Here is an 18,438-nt window from a genome sequence, read left to right on the forward strand (position 1 = left end):
TTTCGTCAATGGGAATAAACGTCTTTAACAGCTCTACCTTGAAGTCCTTGATGACTGCATTTTCTGGTTGCTTTCATACTGTTTTTCGTTTACTAGTTCATTTCTTCATTCCTATATATCAGAAATGGTAAACGGATGTGAACGGAAGTCAACCGCTGTCGCCTTTCTACATGGTGTGACTATTTCCGCATATCGGGGCGGTTATTGTCGTTTATCGTAAATGGTTGTAAACCCTTATCAATTACCGCACGATATGACAAAAAATAAGCGACGCAAATTCTCCACATCAGAAATATGTATCTAAAATATGTGGAAATTTGGGAAACAACAAATGGCAATCGAAAAGTGTTAAATTTTAGAATACGCTTGGTAATTAAAGATTCACGTTTGGATATTTATGATATTTTGGGGTTGTTCTATGGTTCTAAATGCATATTAAACATTTAAGTCTAGTTGGTTTTCACTATATTTTTATCTTTTGATAGATAATATGTCATTTGTATCGTCAGAATTATCTTTGAGCCCAACTTCCCACTCGCGATTTTCACTATGACTGCCACCAATTGTATCATGCAGCTTGGCCTTGCTGGAGAAATGTGAAGAATATTTTTGAGTTTGAAGTTGCTTTTGTTGTTTTATTATCTTCATTGGCTGATTCATTGGTTTCTTTAACCGTTCAAGATTGAGATTCTTTTCAGAAAGATTTATAATAATATGTTGCTTGAAATTGATTGCATAAGTTGCATCTTCCTCCTGACGGATAGTAAAGCCTTCTTCATGTAGTCTGCTCCTGACCGATGTAATATTTTCATCATTGAATATATCACGCAACCGATTCACAGCATCAGTATGGTGGTGGGTTCTTTCCAGAGATACATCCACTAAATCAGTCCGGGATACCTTGAAGATTTTGCTGAGCAAATCCCGTTCAGTCTCAGTAACTGGACTAAACGTTTCAACCATGGCTATGCGGTTGTTACGGTCTATTGCTTCTGCCATAAAAGGTTTCAACGGACGGCTTTGACCATCAAAATAGATGATGCCTTTCTTGATATAGGCGCGTTGTTTCCTGATTTTACTATATATTTCACCTTGGGTAATCTTCGGATTTAGTGTAAGTAACCGGTCAATATAGTCCTCAATCCGGTTGAACCGCTCTTCAGGAGTAGTGAAGTCCAGAAGTTCCTCTACAGCCAGTACTCTTGCACCATGAATGACGGTTTTGTTTGTATGATCAACAAGCATATATCCGTAGGGTGCATCCTTCTTGCCGAAGAACACAATGTCAATACCGAACTTCGTTTTCAGTTCCTTCTGCAGTTCCTCCTTGTTGGAACTTACGTCACGGTATTTCTTTAATATACTTCTGAGCTGACGGCAACGTGTCCTTTCCCGATAACCGCTCTTGAAAAGACTTTCTATTTCTGAAGAAGGGATTTCCTTCTGAACCTTTCCACCATGCTTGACGAGTACATTCCCATCTTTCTGATAGACTTCATATCCCATGGAAACCATTATTGCCTTGAACTGGGCAAATGAAGAGAACGTGTATAGCTTGGCCAAATTAATGTCATCTTCCGTTTTCTTCTTCCTGTCGTTACCAAGAATACGGTCTATTACCTCCTGGGAACGTCTGCGTTCATGGCTGTGCTGAATCTTTCTTCCATTAGGTGCCACTCTCGAAGTGATGATATGAAGATGGGTATTCTCCGTGTCATAATGAGAATAAACAAGCAACGGCTGACCGGATTCTCCGTATCCCATTTCTTTGAGATACTGGTGTGCAAAATCCAGCAACTCATCTTCCGACATTTCGTGTCCCTTGCATGATATGGCCAGATGAAACTGCGGTTTTCTGATTCTGCTGTTCTGTGAACTGTACTTCTGGAGATAACCGACCAGTTCACTCGGGGTAGGTTTGTGAAATGTTCCGAGTGAACCGAAATTCTGAATCTCGATAAGCCGTGCAACACCTTTCGAGACTTTATGTTCATTGTAACCGACAGCATGGAAGTTCGTGCTTCCCGGTAATATGGTTGCTATCATATTGAATCCTAATTATCATGGTTTAAGTTACTGAGTAACCGAAATACTTCAGGCTCATTAATCTACGGTTACACAATAATAATATCTGAAATGATTGAATACCGTGTAACTAATAACTCAGATTCTGACAGCTTTCTGTGTCAGAGAATCAAGGTCTTTCTTTATTCGGTTCAATATTTCCTGAGTTTCGAGGATAACAGGTAACAGAACTTCCTGAATATAGCCGGGAGCGAGTAACCCGGCTACCGCAAGCTCATTGGCACGTTTAACTGACTGATTAAGGTTTCCTCCTGCCCAGGAAAGTTCATTCTGGTATTTGCGATACAACAGACCGAGGTCATTCATCAGTTCGAGTTGCCTTTTGGTTCCGATATTTGAATACTCTGCCAGTGCCGAGCGTATATAATGACTCACAGATGAATAGGAGGCAGATTTCTCCTTAAACTGTTGCACTTCTTCCGGTGTCATCCTTACCTTGATGTACTTGGTTCTCTGATTCTTCATACTTGGATACATTGGTGGTTAGGTTTCCCGGACCATCTTTCGTCGTACGAAACAGCGGCCAGCCGCTCCGATGCGCCAGCATTCGGCAAGTTACTTTTGTGAGTACGAAACGGAGTTTTGTGGCCACAAAAGTACAACTTGCTTGGAAAACTCTGCACGGCAGAACGATGCCATCCGGGAATGATTATTACACCCAAATTTACCGGAGAAAGCTGTTGCAAACCGAAATCTGCAACACAATTCTTTGGAGGCATATTCCGGCTTACCATGTGCTGTAGCATCCGGTTGTTTTGGAATATCCATATAGCGGATTATTGTTATATAAACTTCTAAGACTTTTGAAACCAATTCCCGTGTATTCAGAAACAGATGCTACAAGTGTTATTTAATCTTTGAATTATACTAATTTCGGTAGTCAGAAAGCAATGTTTTACATTCTTCGGTTGGATAAACCAAAGTTTCAAAAACACACAAGATGTAGTTATACAGGATAAATGGATATTGTTCTCATAAAACCTATATCCAATATAATATGTAGTCCCGATACCATGATAGTATGGTAAAAGTAACCTGCTTATCTAAGTTATTGGAATCCCAATAAAAGGGAAAATATAATCTTGTAGCTGATTCAGCTGATGAAATGGCTATCGGGAAATCTTATTTTATCTGAACTGTATTGCAGAAACATTCAGACAGAACAACCTCGTTTTCAGAGTCTGGAGATACTTTGTTATCATGGTGATATAGCACTGATAATCAGTAAAAATCTATTCGAACAACAAGAAAATAGTGTTGCGTAAATTTCTGTATCTCATTGATTTTTAGTATATTTATATAATTAATAAGCTCTTTATACTCATAAATATTACACATTATGTTTGAACTGCTGTTGATTATATATTTGCTGCCGGTACTTATTATCGGTATGCTGCTCCTGAAGCTGGTATTCTGGCTTTTGAGGATTTCCATACGTCTGGCTGTATGGCTAGTAAAGAAGACTGTCATACTTATATGGAAGCTTATCGTACTTGTCTTTGCCATAGTTATAGGTCGTGAAATCATGCCCTGGAACCAACTGGACAAATAGAAAAGAACCGCACCAATATGATAAATGGTACGGTTCTGATAAAGATAAGTAGAATCCTCCCTTTGTGTTAATGGCTTGTTCAGTTTTGCCGATTACATGAAACCTTTTCCCTTGCTTCTTTCATATACAACTTCCTTCTTGGAATCACAATTCATAAGACGGAACTGAACCATACATCCGGTAGGGATATCCTTAGGTAACTGTTCAACCAGTCTGTCGATAACCTGGTCCACATTACTGAAACCAATATCTGTTATTTCACCGATTACGTCACCTTTGAAATATGCACGGCCATAGATCATCATCTTCTTTGTGATGCGGAACATCTTGTCTGCCGGTGTCTCGAAGTCACGTGCCTTGCCTTGCTTGCTCTTCTTGCTGCTGAAGAAAATGAAGTCAATCACTTTTGCATTGAGTTCCCAGGCAGGAGTGAAATCTATCTTGACATAGCCTCTTGTTATATTCAGTCCATGGCTGTGATTCATGCCGAAAGCAACTTCATACAGATTGGCATCACAGTCATTTTGGGCAATTGTAGCCCATGTATGACGGAAAGTGTAATAACAGTAGTAATCCTCCTTCTTCATTCCCATATCGGCACATATCTTTCTGATTCCAATATTAACGTTGGCATTGAAACTGTCCGGGTTACTGTAACGCTTATGGAATTTGAAAAGATATTCATCATTCTCGTCTGAAAGATATTTGTCAAATGTAGGCTGAATGAACGGTTCCACACGCATTTCAATATAGGCTTCGTCTTTTCGGCTGTGCTTTGTCTTAGCTCTTTTATATCCGATAATTCCATCCTTATAGTTTTCTTTTTTAAGCTCAAATATATCTACGGTATTTATTCCGCCCAGACACAAAGATAGGAGTGCCACATCTCTGCCCAGTTCCGGAAGAGAAGAAATCATTTTGGTTTCAGGTAGGGGACGATTGAAAAACTCCCTACATGCCTCTGCACTGATGGCTCTTTGAACTGTACTGTCAGATTTTGGAATGGATACCTTTAACCAAGGATTGTATTTGATTCGCACGATACCACGTTCTTCATCGTTCAACTCTATAAGTGCCCTTTTGAATATCTGTCTTAAACAAGTAGGGTACATTTCTTTCGCTCTGTTCGTTAACGAAAGGCTATTAATCCATCTTGTCAAAACAGAAGATGACAAGTGAGTAAACATAACTCTGGTTGTTCCCAAATATCTTTCGAGGTGGTTTACAGCCAGGCGATAGTTCTTAGCATTACGTTCATGTCCTTCAGAGGCCATACGGTTAATGAACTTTGTTGCATAGTCACTAAAACATATTTCTTCATCTGAATGAATAAGAAATTCAATTAGTTCAGCAACAGAATAATTTGAGACATCCTTACGATTTATCATATCGCTATAACGTAGGATTTCTCGTGAACAATATTCATTGACCACAATATCCTTGATTTCGCCATTCTTGGTGATTTGCTTGTCCGTAATGAGTTTATCAGTTTTAATATAACCCATTCTTGAACGGTGGACAACACGAATGTACACTGGATAAAATCCGTCAGCTCTCTTTTTTCTTACGACTACTTTAAATGTTGCCATATCAGATTGATTTATAAGTTATTAAATGGTGTATGCGTTGGTGTATGCGCCACTGTTCAAAAGTGTATGCGTGGTGTATGCAAGTACCGTTTATTTGACTCATTTTTTGCGGACAAATGCACGAACCGCCTAAAAACAACTTAGGCTGTAACGCCTGATAAACAGTTCGTTACAGCCTAAATCAAATACTATCCTATATTGCTTATGCTTCCTCAATAGCAGCCTGCGCCACTTTCATATACGATTATTCCCCAATAGGTTACATTGCCGGTGTATGTGAAGTGTATGCGCTTTAGTATGACTTTTTTCTAAAGCTGCTATATTCTTAGCATTATTCCTCTATCGCAGCTTGTGCCGCAGCCAATCTTGCAATAGGCACACGGAATGGAGAGCAAGATACATAGTTCAATCCAACCTTGTGGCAGAATTTTACTGATGAAGGTTCACCACCGTGTTCACCACAGATACCGCATTTCAAATCAGGACGTACTGAGCGACCTTTTTCTACTGCCATTTCTACCAGCTGACCTACACCATTCTGGTCAAGTACCTGGAATGGGTCAACCTTAAGAATCTTCTTTTCAAGATATACAGGCAAGAACGAGGCGATATCGTCGCGTGAATAACCGAATGTCATCTGTGTCAAGTCGTTTGTACCGAATGAGAAGTATTCAGCTTTTGATGCTATTCTGTCGGCTGTCAAAGCGGCACGAGGAATTTCAATCATTGTACCTACCTTGAATGGTATTTCCACTCCTTCTTTTTCGAACAGTTCAGCTGCGGCTTTGCGGATAACCTTTTCCTGAGCTTCGAATTCGTAAAGGATACCGGTTAGCGGAACCATGATTTCTGGATGAGGATCGTAGCCTTCTTTCTTCAATTCGATTGCTGCGCCAAGAATTGCCTGGGTCTGCATTTCTGTTATTTCAGGATATGTGTTACCCAAACGGCAACCGCGATGTCCTAACATTGGGTTGTGTTCGCAAAGGCTGTCAACTCTCTGACGAATATATTCTACTGTCACACCCATAGCCTGTGCCATTTCTTCCTGTCCCTTCAAATCGTGTGGTACGAATTCGTGCAAAGGCGGGTCGAGCAAGCGTACATTTACAGGACAGCCGTCCATAGCCTTGAATATGCCTTTGAAGTCAGCCTTCTGATATGGAAGAAGTTTTGCAAGTGCTTTCTTACGTCCTTCAACATCGTTTGCAAGAATCATTTCGCGCATTGCGATAATCTTCTGATTGTCGAAGAACATGTGTTCTGTACGGCAAAGTCCGATACCTACTGCACCGAAACCGCGTGCTACTTCTGCATCATGAGGAGTATCGGCATTTGTACGAACTTTAAGTCTTGTATATTTATCACACAAGTTCATCAGTTTAGCGAAATCGCCTGAAACTTCTGCAGCTTTTGTAGGAACTTCACCTTGATATACATCTCCGGTGCTACCGTTCAAAGAAATGTAATCACCTTCTTTCAATACAGTACCGTCTATTTCCACTGTGCGGGCCTTATAGTCAACATTGATTGCTCCGGCGCCTGAAACACAGCATTTACCCATACCGCGTGCCACTACAGCAGCGTGTGAAGTCATACCGCCACGTGCAGTGAGGATACCTTCGGCAGCTGTCATACCAGCAAGGTCTTCTGGTGAGGTTTCGATACGAACAAGAACAACTCTGTGTCCGTCTGCTCTCCACTGTGCTGCATCTTCAGCAAAGAATACTATTTGTCCGCAAGCAGCTCCCGGTGAAGCAGGAAGACCACGAGTCAGTGCCTTAGCTGCGCGTAATGCTTCCTTGTCGAATACAGGGTGGAGGAGTTCGTCTAGTTTGTTAGGTTCACATCTCTTTATAGCTGTCTTTTCGTCTATGATTCCCTGTTCAAGCATTTCCATTGCTATGCGTACCATAGCTGCACCTGTACGTTTTCCGTTACGTGTCTGCAAGAACCAAAGTTTGCCTTCCTGAACTGTGAATTCCATATCCTGCATGTCATGATAGTGGTTTTCAAGTTTTGTCTGGATGGCATCGAGTTCCTTATATATTTCAGGCATTGCTTCTTCCATAGAAGGATATTTTGCAACTCGTTCTTCTTCAGAGATTCCCTGAAGAGCTGCCCAACGCTGTGAACCGATTTTTGTAATCTGTTGTGGTGTACGGATACCTGCCACAACGTCTTCTCCCTGTGCATTGATAAGGTATTCACCGTTGAAGAGGTCTTCTCCTGTAGCGGCGTCGCGAGAGAATGCAACACCTGTTGCTGAAGTATCACCCATATTACCGAACACCATTGCCTGTACGTTTACAGCAGTACCCCATTCGGCAGGTATTCCTTCCATCTTACGGTAGAGGATAGCACGTTCGTTCATCCATGAATCGAATACGGCACAGATAGCTCCCCAAAGTTGTTCGTATGCGTTTGATGGGAAATCTTTTCCTGTCTGAGCTTTTACTGCAGCCTTGAATCTTACTACCAGTTCTTTCAGGTCTTCAACTTCAAGTTCGTTGTCCAGACGTACACCTTTAGCTTTCTTTACGTCTTCTATAATTGCTTCAAACGGGTCTATATCATCTTTGTTTGTAGGTTTCATGCCGAGAACTACGTCACCATACATCTGTACGAAGCGGCGGTATGAGTCCCAAGCGAAACGTTCGTTTCCTGTTTTACGTGTCAAACCTTCTACTACCTCATCGTTAAGTCCGAGGTTTAGAATTGTATCCATCATACCGGGCATTGAAGCGCGGGCACCTGAACGTACTGAAACAAGAAGCGGATTTTCTACATCGCCGAATTTTGATTTCATAAGTTCTTCTACGCCTTTGATGGCTTTTTCTACATCTTCTTTAAGCAGGGCTACTACTTTATCTTTGCCTTCGGCGTAATATTCGTTACATACATCTGTAGTTATGGTGAAGCCTGGAGGTACCGGAACGCCAATAAGATTCATTTCTGCAAGATTTGCACCTTTTCCCCCAAGTAAGTTTCTCATGTCTGCTTTTCCTTCGGCCTTACCGTTTCCGAAGGTATAGACTCTTTTTGTTTCCATTTTTAATGATAAGGTTTTTAAAGTTATTAGTTATTTTAAGTATTAGTTTCTATCCTTTTGTGCAGACCGTAAATAATGTAAAATACTGTCTGTTTTTCTTTAACGATGGCAAAACTATATATTATTTGTATATAAACAAACATATATATTATATTCTACAACATGTTTTTGCTATGTCTATATAGCAAAAATAACTATTTTTGAAATCATGGTGTTTTGTCAGAAAAAATGACTAAATTTGCCCCAAATTGGTTTTATTGAAAAATAACGTGGCAAGGAAGAAAAAAGAACTACCTTTATTGGAAAAGGTAACAATAACAGATGTGGCCGCAGAAGGCAAGGCCTTGGCTAAAGTGAACGATTTGGTGGTGTTCGTACCTTATGTAGTACCGGGAGATGTGGTTGACCTGCAAGTGAAACGTAAAAAGAACCATTATGCAGAGGCAGTGGCAGTGAAGTTTCACGAAAAATCTCCTATGAGGGCAGAACCTTTCTGTCAGCATTATGGTGTATGTGGAGGCTGTAAGTGGCAGTGTCTTTCGTACGAAGATCAGATAAAGTATAAGCAGAAACAGGTTTTTGATAATCTCACACGTATAGGAAAGGTAGAACTTCCGGAATTCAGACCTATACTTGGTTCGGAGAAGACCAAATTCTATAGAAACAAACTCGAATTTACATTTTCAAACAAGCGCTGGCTCACTGAGGAAGAAGTGAAACAGGATGTCAAGTATGACCAGATGAATGCCGTTGGTTTCCATATACCGGGGGCTTTTGATAAAGTTCTGGCCATAGAGAAGTGCTGGCTTCAGGACGATATTTCAAATAGGATAAGAAATGCGATACGTGATTATGCGTACGAGCATAATTTCTCTTTCTTTGACCTCCGTTCGCAGGAAGGATTACTTCGTAACATGATGGTGCGTACGTCTTCTACAGGCGAATTGATGGTATTGTTGCAATGTAAGGTTGTGACAGACGATGACCGTGCCAAGATGATGGAGATACTTCAGTTTGTGGCCGATTCATTCCCTGAAATAACATCTCTTATGTATGTTATTAATAATAAATGTAACGACACCATTGGAGATCTTGATGTAGAGGTATTCAAAGGTAACGATCATATATTCGAAGAAATGGAAGGTCTGAGATTTAAAGTAGGACCTAAATCATTCTATCAGACAAATTCCGAACAGGCATATAATCTGTATAAAGTGGCAAGAGAGTTTGCCGGACTTACAGGAAACGAACTTGTTTACGACCTTTATACAGGAACAGGAACTATTGCCAACTTTGTCTCGCGTCAGGCCAAGAAAGTAATAGGTATTGAATATGTACCTGAAGCGATAGAAGATGCAAAGGTGAACTCTGCAATAAATGGTATAGATAATACTCTGTTTTATGCAGGCGACATGAAGGATATACTTACTCAGGATTTCATCAATGAACACGGACGTCCTGACGTTATTATTACCGATCCTCCACGTGCCGGAATGCACAATGATGTGATAGATGTGATAATGTTTGCCGCTCCGGAAAGAATTGTTTACGTAAGCTGTAATCCGGCCACACAGGCACGCGATTTGCAATTGCTTGATTCTATGTATAAGGTAATGGCTGTGCAGCCTGTTGATATGTTCCCTCATACACATCATGTGGAGAATGTGGTACTCCTTGAGAAAAGGAAAGTATAAGTTCAAACTAAAAACAGAAAAAAGTGGAAGAAAGAAAAAACAGACCGGAAAGACGTCCGGTGGCACGTGCGGCTGCAAAATATACTGTATATAATGTAACGGAGCCGTCTGAGCTGATGGAATTCCTTATGAAAAAAATGTCCGGAATAAGCCGTACACGAGTTAAGGCTTTGCTTACAAATCGTGTAGTTATGGTTGATAATAATATCCAGACACATTATAACTTTCCTCTTAAACCTGGAATGAAGGTTCAGATTAGCAAGGAGAAGAACAAGCATGAATTCCATAACCCGCTTCTTAATATACTGTACGAAGACGCTTATCTGATTGTGGTGGAAAAGAAGGAGGGGCTTCTTTCTGTTGCAACCGACCGTCAGAAAGAACGTACAGCACAGCATATTCTGAATGAATATGTAAAACGTCAGCATCCAAGAAACCGAGTGTTTGTGGTGCATCGTCTTGACCGTGAAACTTCAGGTATAATGATGTATGCCAAAGATGAGAAAACACAGCATACTTTGCGTGACAATTGGCATGACATAGTGTTCGACCGCCGTTATGTATCAATAGTGATGGGGGATATGGAAAAAGATCAGGGTACCGTGAAGTCATGGCTGACAGACCGTAAACTATACGTAAGTTCATGCGATTATGATGATGGCGGCAAGCTGTCTATTACTCATTTCAAGACAATAAAGCGTGCAAATGGTTATTCTCTGGTTGAACTCAATCTTGAGACAGGACGTAAAAATCAGATACGCGTGCATATGCAGACGTTAGGACATCCGGTTGTGGGAGATCAGCGATATGGATGTGAGGCTGATCCTCTTGGCCGATTGGCGCTTCATGCATTCAAACTCTGCTTTTATCATCCTGTAACCGGTGAGATGATGCAGTTTGAAACTCCTTATCCTACACCGTTCAAGACATTGATGCTTAAGAAATAAAGTCACAGAAATATCGTCTGTATGTTCTTTATATACGGATATAATTATATAGGCTTTTGATATGCCTGAGATGTTTTATAAAAACGCTTTGTTGTTTTAAACAAAATGCTTTGTCATTCGATTTAAAACGACAAAGCATTTTTTTGAAAAAAGATTGTACAAACTATTGCTTGTTTAAAAATAAACATGTATCTTTGCACCGCATTTGAGAAAAACGCCTTCGGGGTGTAGCGCAGTCCGGTTAGCGCACCTGCTTTGGGAGCAGGGGGTCCCAGGTTCGAATCCTGGTACCCCGACAAGGTAAAAGATTTCTCAGCTAAAAATTTAACATCTTCGGGGTGTAGCGCAGTCCGGTTAGCGCACCTGCTTTGGGAGCAGGGGGTCCCAGGTTCGAATCCTGGTACCCCGACAAGATGAGAAAGAAGATGTATCTTCAAAATATCAGACACTTTCGGGGTGTAGCGCAGTCCGGTTAGCGCACCTGCTTTGGGAGCAGGGGGTCCCAGGTTCGAATCCTGGTACCCCGACAAGGTAAAAGATTTCTCAGCTAAAAATTTAACATCTTCGGGGTGTAGCGCAGTCCGGTTAGCGCACCTGCTTTGGGAGCAGGGGGTCCCAGGTTCGAATCCTGGTACCCCGACGGATAGAAGAGGCTTATGGCCTCTTTTTTAATTTATAAACGATATGGAAGACTTCATCAGTACACAAATGCATGTCGAAGACGGTCGTGGTCATAGCCTGTTGAACCGTAAAATGATATTCAGAATCTTGGGCATACTTCTTTATCTTGAGGGGATGATGTTTTTGGTGTGCACTTTGGTTTCTCTTTTCTATAATGAAAGTGACTATATATATTTTGTATATTCCATGCTAATAAATTTTGGTGTTGGGAGTATATTGTTTTTCTTTGGTAAGAATGCCGATAAAAGACTTTCACGTAGAGACGGATATTGTATCGTTGCTTTTACATGGCTCTTTTTTACACTCTTTGGTATGCTGCCGTTCTATATAAGTGGCAGTATCCCTTCTGTAACTGACGCGTTTTTTGAAACCATGTCAGGATTTACCACTACAGGTGCGTCAATACTTGATAATATAGAGTCTTTGTCTCATGGAATGTTGTTTTGGCGAAGTTTTACTCAATGGATCGGAGGACTTGGTATAGTATTTTTCACGATAGCAATATTGCCTATATTCGGAGTGGGAAACCAGGTACTTTTCTCTGCCGAAGCTACTGGGGTAAATCATGATAAAATCCATCCTAAGATAAGTAAGATGGCAAAGGGATTGTGGATGGTTTATCTGGTTCTTACTGCGGTAGAGGCCATTCTTTTGTGGTTTGGTGGTATGGGAGTATTTGACGCCGTATGCCATTCGTTTACATCTACTGCTACAGGAGGATTTTCTACTAAACAGAGTAGTGTTGCCTATTGGAATTCTCCTTTTATAGAATATGTGATAACCATATTTACAATGCTGGCTGCAATAAACTATTCTCTTTATTTCCTCATTCTGAAAGGAAAAACTTTCAGGTGGTTTAAGGATGCAGAAACCAGATTTTTCCTTATATCTGTAGGTGTTGTCACAGCAATAATAACTTTTGCATTGTATTTCATAAAAGGATATGGTCTTGAACTGGCATTCCGTCGTGCTTTTTTCCAGGTTGTAACAATCCATACTTCATGTGGATATGCCACAGATGATTATTCTACATGGCCTCATTTTACGCTTATACTTATAGTGTATATAATGTTTGCAGGAGGTTGTACTGGTTCTACGGCTGGAGGAATGAAATCAATGCGTCTGCTTATTATTCTTCAGAATGTGAAGAATGAATTCAACAGGCTTATGCACCCACGTGCCGTGCTTCCAGTTAAGGTTAACGGTCAGTCTGTTTCCACTTCTACTATATCGACGGTAACAACATTTGCAATGCTTTACTTAATATGTACATTTGTAGGTTGGTTTATCTTTATGGTAATAGGTCTTGAAATGACTGAGGCCATGGGAATTGCTGTATCCAGTATAGGTAATGTTGGGCCGGGTTTTGGAAGTTTTGGACCAGCATTTTCATGGAGTGCTCTTCCTGATGCGGCAAAATGGGTTTCTTCTTTTTTAATGTTGATCGGCCGTCTTGAGCTTTTCGGTATATTGTTGATGTTTGCTCCTAGTTTTTGGGAGAAAAGATAAAATCAAGATAAGTAAGGAAATATATTTATAATATTAAAGCTTAAATCTTAAATTATTGAAGAATAGGTGCGGTAGTTGCGAAAATATTGCTATATTTGCAAAGTACCATATGTCTAAACTTTATTAATAATGAAAGAAATTACAGTTAAGAAGGTTGCCGGTGGCGTAGAAAGCGCTAAACAGGTAGGTAAACTGATGAATGATTTGTCGGTAAACTTCAATTCTATTGATGTTGTTAATTGGTCTGATTTCCCTTATTCTCCTGATGTAAAATTCAGAGTTTTACATACCGGTAATGCTATTCTGCTAAATTTTGTAGTTTCAGAGGCAAGTGTGAGAGCTGTTGCTTCTGCCGATTTAGGTAGAGTTTGGGAAGATTCATGTTGTGAGTTTTTTGTAAACTTTGAAGGAGAGGAAGAATATTATAACTTTGAATGTAACTGTGCATGCAAACTGCTTGTTAATTACGGAAAGAAAGGTGACAGACACCATGCTCCTCAGAATGTTCTTGAAAATGTGAAAAGATGGTCTTCATTGGGAAACGATCCGTTTGAAGAGCGTATAGGTGATTGCAGCTGGGAACTTTCGCTGATTATTCCTGCATCATCACTTTTCAAGCATGACGTAAAAGATTTGTCAGGAATGACTCTTCGTGGTAATTTCTATAAGTGTGGCGACCTGCTTCAGACTCCGCATTTCCTTTCATGGAGTCCGATAAACTTGCCTCAACCTTGTTTCCACTGTCCTAAGTTTTTCGGAAAACTTGTTTTTGAAAAATAAAATTTGTTCGTAAATAAAAGCCAAGAGACCATTCCAAGTTTATTTTGAGACGGTCTCTTGGCTTTTATTATGATATTATCGTCGCTACGATTTTACGTGCTCCTCCGGAATATCTGAATTCGCAAAGATATATACCTTGCCAGGTTCCCAGATTTAGCCGTCCGTTTGTAATCGGGATGGTTATTGAGACTCCTGTCAAGCTCGATTTTGCATGGCTTGGCATGTCGTCTTCACCTTCGTCTGTATGACTATAGTAAGGCTCGTTAGTCTTTACAAGGCGATTATAAATCTGTTCCATATCTGAGCGTACGCTTGGATCGTAATTTTCGTTTATACTCAGTGCGCAGCTTGTATGTTTTACGAAGAGGTTCAGTATTCCCTGTTCAGGCAGTACAGGGAGGTTTTTCATTATCTCCTGTGTCACCAGATGAAATCCTTTCCTCTTCGGACTGAGTGAAAATTCAACTTGCTGTACCATGATATTACTTCTTTAACCATTTGTCCAACCATGCGAAGAATGTGCGTTGCCACAATACTCCATTCTGTGGTTTCAGTACCCAGTGGTTTTCATCAGGGAAAACAAGTAGCTGTGCAGGAACTCCTCTCAGTTTGGCAGCATTGAAGGCTGCCATTCCCTGTGAAGCAAGAATACGGTAGTCTTTTTCGCCATGTATGCATAGGATAGGAGTATCCCATTTCTCGACAAAGAGGTGAGGAGAGTTGGCATAGCTGCGTTTAACTGCAGGGTTTTCAGTTTCCCAGTAAGCACCTCCCAGATCCCAGTTAGTGAACCAGAGTTCTTCTGTTTCAAGATACTGCTGCTCCATGTTGAAGAAACCATCGTGTGCAATAAATGCCTTGAAACGTTTGTTGTGGTGTCCGGCAAGCCAGTAAACCGAATAACCTCCGAAACTTGCACCAACGCAGCCTAAACGGTCTTTGTCAACATATGGTTCTTTTGCTATATCATCTATTGCACTCAAATAATCGTCCATACAGTGGCCGCCGTAGTTAGTGCTAATATCTTCAAGCCATTCCATACCGAAACCCGGAAGTCCGCGGCGGTTAGGGGCGATGATTATATAGTCGTTGGCTGCCATAATCTGGAAGTTCCATCTGTAGCTCCAGAACTGGCTGACAGGGCTTTGAGGACCTCCCTGACAGAACAGAAGGGTAGGGTATTTCTTGTTCGGATCGAAATCGGCAGGATAGATAACCCATGAGAGCATCTGTTTGCCGTCAACTGTCTTAGTCCATCTCGGCTCAACTTTACCTGTTTTGAGCTGGCTGAAGATATGGTCGTTTTCTTTTGTTATACGGCTTACTGAGTTATTATCGTTCAGTGATACAGTATAAAGCTCATCAGCCTCGCTTATAGAGTGACGTTTTGTCAACAGCTGTCCGTCATTAAGTAATGCTACTGAAGCATAGTCGTACATACCGTCAGTCAGTTTGTTTACTTCACCATTAATGTTAGTGTTGTAAATCATGCTTGTTCCGTGCCAAACACCAGTGAAGTATAGTGTCTTGCTATCATTTGCCCAGCAGTATGAATCAACACTCGATTCGAATGATTCTGTGACGTATGTTTTTTTGCCACTGGCCAGTTCCATTACGCAAAGGCGGTTGCGGTCACTTTCATATCCGTCGCGTTCCATACTTTGCCATGCAATCATTGTTCCGTCTGGTGAGAACAGAGGATTTGTGTCGTACCCCATGTTCTTGTCATTTGCATCTTCTTTGCAAAGGTTTCTTGTTTCCTTGCTTTCGATGTTGTAAAGATAGATGTCAGAATCTGTAGAAACAGAATATTCCAAGCCTGTCTTCTTGCGGCATGTGTATGCAATCTGCTTTGAATCGTTACTCCAAGTCAGCTGCTCGATACCTCCGAAAGGTTTCATTGGCGATTCATATGGTTCACCTTCCATTATATCTGTAGCTGTACCAACTTTGTTTCCGTCAAAATCGGCTATGAAAGGATGTGGAACAGTCTGTACCCATTCATCCCAATGCTTGTACATCAGATCGTCAATCACCATACCTGTAGCTTTGTCCAGGTCAGGATATTTGTCAACTGTACGTTCTCCATATTTTACTTGTGAGATAAACAATACCTTGTTTCCGTCAGGTGAAAAACTGAAACCGTCTATTCCTCCTTCATAATCGGAAAGCTGTTTGCGTTCAGTACCGTCAGAATTCATCTCCCATATCTGACCATTTGAAAGGAATGCGAGTTTTTTTCCATTCTTTATCCAAGCAGGTTCATATTCACTTGCAGCAGTAGTAGTGAGGAGCTTGTTTTCGCTTCCGTCTGCATTCATTATATAAATGACTGTATGGCTTTTGTTCTCTTTTACGCTATAGTATGAAACTGTATATGCTATTTTCTTTCCGTCAGGCGAAACAGTTGAACTTCCTATACGTCCCATAGCCCAAAGAACTTCCGGAGTCAGACGCCCGTCTTCAATTTTTATTTCCTGTTTGCCTATTATGGTCGCTTCATTTTCGGCAGACTGTTCGGTGCTTACGCATCCTGATGTGGCTAACATTAATGTAGCAGCAGTCATTGTGATTAGGTTTTTATTCATTGTTGTATTTTTTATGTGTTTTACAATAAAAAAATATTGTCATCCAGAGAGAACATCTTATCTCTGAATGACAATATTATTATCGGTGTCAGAATGTTATTTCTTGTTCATTCTCTCCTGGCGTTCTTTCTGAAGGCGTTCCTGCTCTTTCTGCAAAGCCTCAAGTCTTGACAACAAGCTGCTCTGTTTCATCTGAGACGGATTTTTCTTGTTTGCTTCAAGTTGTGCAAGGAGTTTCTTTTCGTCAGTAACCTTGTACATGATCCATGTAGTGAGGATACCAATCAAACTTGATATGAAGTAGTAATAACTCAATCCTGATGCATATTCGTTGAATATGAAGAAGAACATCACAGGCATGATGTACATCATCCATTTCATTGCCGCCATCTGAGGATTATCACCCATATTCTGCTGTTTCATCATAACCAGCTGGTTGATAATTGTTGTAACACTGAACAACAAGCAGAACAGACTCAAGTGATTACCCAAGAGAGGAATTGAAGTACTCCAGCTAATCAAGTCATCGTAAGCAGAAAGGTCGTCTGCCCAAAGGAAACTTTGCTGGCGCAATTCTATCGCGTTCGGAACAAAGAAGAACAATGCCATGAACACCGGTGTCTGAAGCAGCATAGGCAGACATCCTCCCATCGGGCTTACTCCGTACTGACTGTAAAGTGCCATTGTTTCCTGTTGTTTCTTCAGTGCATCTTCCTGTTTCGGATATTTCTGGTTAATCTTTTCTACGTATGGTTTCAATGCTCTCATCTTAGCTGATGAAATGAATGATTTCCATGTTGTAGGAAGAACCAGAACCTTAACGATGATAGTCATAAGCAGGATAACCATACCCATGCTCAGTCCCCAGCTTGACAGCCAGTCGAACAGGTTGATTGTGAACCAGCGGTTTATCCAGCGGATAATAGGCCATCCCAGATAAACCAGGTCTTCAAGTTCCTGATCTTTGTCTGCAAAACTCAAATCGTTGCTTGCAAGGAGAGTCTTGAAGTGGTTAGGTCCGAAATAGAACTGGAAGTTGCTTGGCTGCGCACCTGTAGGGTCGAAAGCAGTCTGCATGTCTGCATGATAGTTCTTCATGTAGCCGCTGCCTTTCTGTTCCATTTTCGATTCCAATGTAGCGTTCTCAAAATTTTTCTCAGCCATGAACACGCATGAGAAGTATTGGTTTTTGAAAGCTACCCAGTCAAGAACTTCTTTGATGGATTCTTTTTCATCCTTAGCCTTGTCAAGATTGTCGAAGCTGTCATCTACAGGCTTGTATGTCAAAGAAGTGTACTGCTGTTCGAAAGTATAACCCTTCTCCATTTGGCGTGCTCTCTGCTTCCAGTCAATAGTCATGGTCTTGACAGAAGGCGAGAAGAAATTCTGCATTCCTGTAGCCTGTACTGTAAAGTTCACCATGTATGAATTAGGAATAAGCTTGTAGCAGAAGTCCAGATGACCGCCGTTTGCAGCGTTCAGTCTCATTGTGACTGTACTGTCTGTTACGTTTGTTGCATCGAAATACATCTGGCTACTCATGATATTTTCATTTTTGCCTTCAAATCCGATATTTAACGAAGCGTCGGTACCGTCGAACAGTACAAGCGGTTCTTTCTTCTGGTCTTTATATTCCTTTAATACAGCTTTACTGACACGTCCTCCCTTATTTGATATTGTCAAATCAATAAGATCATTACTCAAAGTAATGAATTGTTCAGTTCCTTTTGTAGCATTAAAGAAGATAGAAGTAGAGTCAACCATCATAGCCTTTTGTTCGGCTGCGGCTTCCTGTTTCTGCATCAGCTCTTCTTTCTGCTTGATTACTTGCTGTATAGAATCCTGATAATGTTGCGCACGAGCTCTTTCTTCCTGATTAGGAGTGTTATATATACCAAAACCAATTATAACAGCTCCAATCAAGACGAAGCCTACTAACGTGTTTTTATCCATTTTTTCTT

General features: G+C 40.8%; 13 protein-coding genes and 4 tRNA genes. 9 read left to right on the top strand and 8 right to left on the bottom strand.

The window, feature by feature from the left end:
• Positions 1 to 471 precede the first annotated feature (471 nt).
• The 3 genes from NW213_RS00970 to NW213_RS00980 all read right to left on the bottom strand — a co-directional run bounded on the left by NW213_RS00970 (position 472) and on the right by NW213_RS00980 (position 2,804).
• Positions 472 to 2,046: a relaxase/mobilization nuclease domain-containing protein gene (locus NW213_RS00970; RefSeq protein WP_007843078.1), complete on the bottom strand. Its 1,575-nt coding sequence runs from the start codon at positions 2,044 to 2,046 to the stop codon at positions 472 to 474.
• A 117-nt stretch (positions 2,047 to 2,163) separates the two neighbouring features.
• Positions 2,164 to 2,550, bottom strand: a complete 387-nt coding sequence (locus tag NW213_RS00975; RefSeq protein WP_007843076.1) for a hypothetical protein — start codon at positions 2,548 to 2,550, stop codon at positions 2,164 to 2,166.
• Entirely contained in the window at positions 2,547 to 2,804 is a 258-nt protein-coding gene (locus tag NW213_RS00980) for a hypothetical protein (RefSeq protein WP_258321526.1), read from the bottom strand. The genes NW213_RS00975 and NW213_RS00980 overlap by 4 nt, the downstream gene beginning before the upstream one ends.
• A gap of 620 nt (positions 2,805 to 3,424) precedes the next feature.
• Between NW213_RS00980 and NW213_RS00985 the strand changes: the two genes are divergently transcribed.
• A complete protein-coding gene (locus NW213_RS00985) occupies positions 3,425 to 3,637 on the top strand; it encodes a hypothetical protein (protein ID WP_007843075.1) in 213 nt (70 codons plus the stop codon).
• A 92-nt stretch (positions 3,638 to 3,729) separates the two neighbouring features.
• Here NW213_RS00985 and NW213_RS00990 read toward each other — a convergent pair whose 3' ends face one another.
• Together NW213_RS00990 and ppdK are read right to left on the bottom strand one after the other, a co-directional pair.
• The gene (locus NW213_RS00990; RefSeq protein WP_258321527.1) at positions 3,730 to 5,226 is read right to left on the bottom strand and encodes a site-specific integrase; all 1,497 of its coding nucleotides are present in this window, start codon (positions 5,224 to 5,226) and stop codon (positions 3,730 to 3,732) included.
• A 331-nt stretch (positions 5,227 to 5,557) separates the two neighbouring features.
• Positions 5,558 to 8,278: a pyruvate, phosphate dikinase gene (gene ppdK / locus NW213_RS00995; protein WP_258321528.1), complete on the bottom strand. Its 2,721-nt coding sequence runs from the start codon at positions 8,276 to 8,278 to the stop codon at positions 5,558 to 5,560.
• A 269-nt stretch (positions 8,279 to 8,547) separates the two neighbouring features.
• Between ppdK and rlmD the strand changes: the two genes are divergently transcribed.
• From rlmD to NW213_RS01035, 8 genes are all read left to right on the top strand, one after another.
• Positions 8,548 to 9,972, top strand: coding sequence for a 23S rRNA (uracil(1939)-C(5))-methyltransferase RlmD (gene rlmD, locus NW213_RS01000; RefSeq protein WP_258321529.1), 1,425 nt, complete (start codon positions 8,548 to 8,550; stop codon positions 9,970 to 9,972).
• A 23-nt stretch (positions 9,973 to 9,995) separates the two neighbouring features.
• Complete coding sequence (locus NW213_RS01005) at positions 9,996 to 10,919, top strand: RluA family pseudouridine synthase (RefSeq protein ID WP_258321530.1); 924 nt, start codon at positions 9,996 to 9,998, stop codon at positions 10,917 to 10,919.
• A 221-nt stretch (positions 10,920 to 11,140) separates the two neighbouring features.
• A tRNA-Pro gene (locus NW213_RS01010) sits at positions 11,141 to 11,215 on the top strand.
• 38 nt (positions 11,216 to 11,253) lie between these two features.
• Positions 11,254 to 11,328: transfer RNA gene (locus NW213_RS01015), tRNA-Pro, on the top strand.
• Positions 11,329 to 11,371: 43 nt separating this feature from the next.
• Positions 11,372 to 11,446, top strand: a tRNA-Pro gene (locus NW213_RS01020).
• A 38-nt stretch (positions 11,447 to 11,484) separates the two neighbouring features.
• Positions 11,485 to 11,559 (top strand) — tRNA-Pro (locus tag NW213_RS01025).
• Between the two features lie 44 nt (positions 11,560 to 11,603).
• Positions 11,604 to 13,109, top strand: coding sequence for a TrkH family potassium uptake protein (locus NW213_RS01030; RefSeq protein WP_154044223.1), 1,506 nt, complete (start codon positions 11,604 to 11,606; stop codon positions 13,107 to 13,109).
• A gap of 129 nt (positions 13,110 to 13,238) precedes the next feature.
• Positions 13,239 to 13,889 carry a carbohydrate-binding family 9-like protein gene (locus NW213_RS01035; protein ID WP_258321531.1) on the top strand — a complete coding sequence of 217 codons (651 nt, stop codon included), beginning with the start codon at positions 13,239 to 13,241 and terminating at the stop codon, positions 13,887 to 13,889.
• A 67-nt stretch (positions 13,890 to 13,956) separates the two neighbouring features.
• On the opposite strand, the gene NW213_RS01040 is transcribed toward NW213_RS01035, so the two are convergent.
• The 3 genes from NW213_RS01040 to yidC form a co-directional block, all read right to left on the bottom strand.
• The gene (locus NW213_RS01040; protein WP_154044225.1) at positions 13,957 to 14,367 is read right to left on the bottom strand and encodes a secondary thiamine-phosphate synthase enzyme YjbQ; all 411 of its coding nucleotides are present in this window, start codon (positions 14,365 to 14,367) and stop codon (positions 13,957 to 13,959) included.
• 4 nt (positions 14,368 to 14,371) lie between these two features.
• Positions 14,372 to 16,477 (bottom strand): S9 family peptidase, encoded by a 2,106-nt coding sequence (locus tag NW213_RS01045; RefSeq protein ID WP_258321532.1) that lies wholly within the window; start codon positions 16,475 to 16,477, stop codon positions 14,372 to 14,374.
• Positions 16,478 to 16,573: 96 nt separating this feature from the next.
• Positions 16,574 to 18,430 carry a membrane protein insertase YidC gene (gene yidC / locus NW213_RS01050; protein WP_258321533.1) on the bottom strand — a complete coding sequence of 619 codons (1,857 nt, stop codon included), beginning with the start codon at positions 18,428 to 18,430 and terminating at the stop codon, positions 16,574 to 16,576.
• Positions 18,431 to 18,438 lie beyond the last annotated feature (8 nt).

The organism is Bacteroides sp. ET336, assembly GCF_024733815.1.
Lineage (GTDB): Bacteria > Bacteroidota > Bacteroidia > Bacteroidales > Bacteroidaceae > Phocaeicola > Phocaeicola cellulolyticus.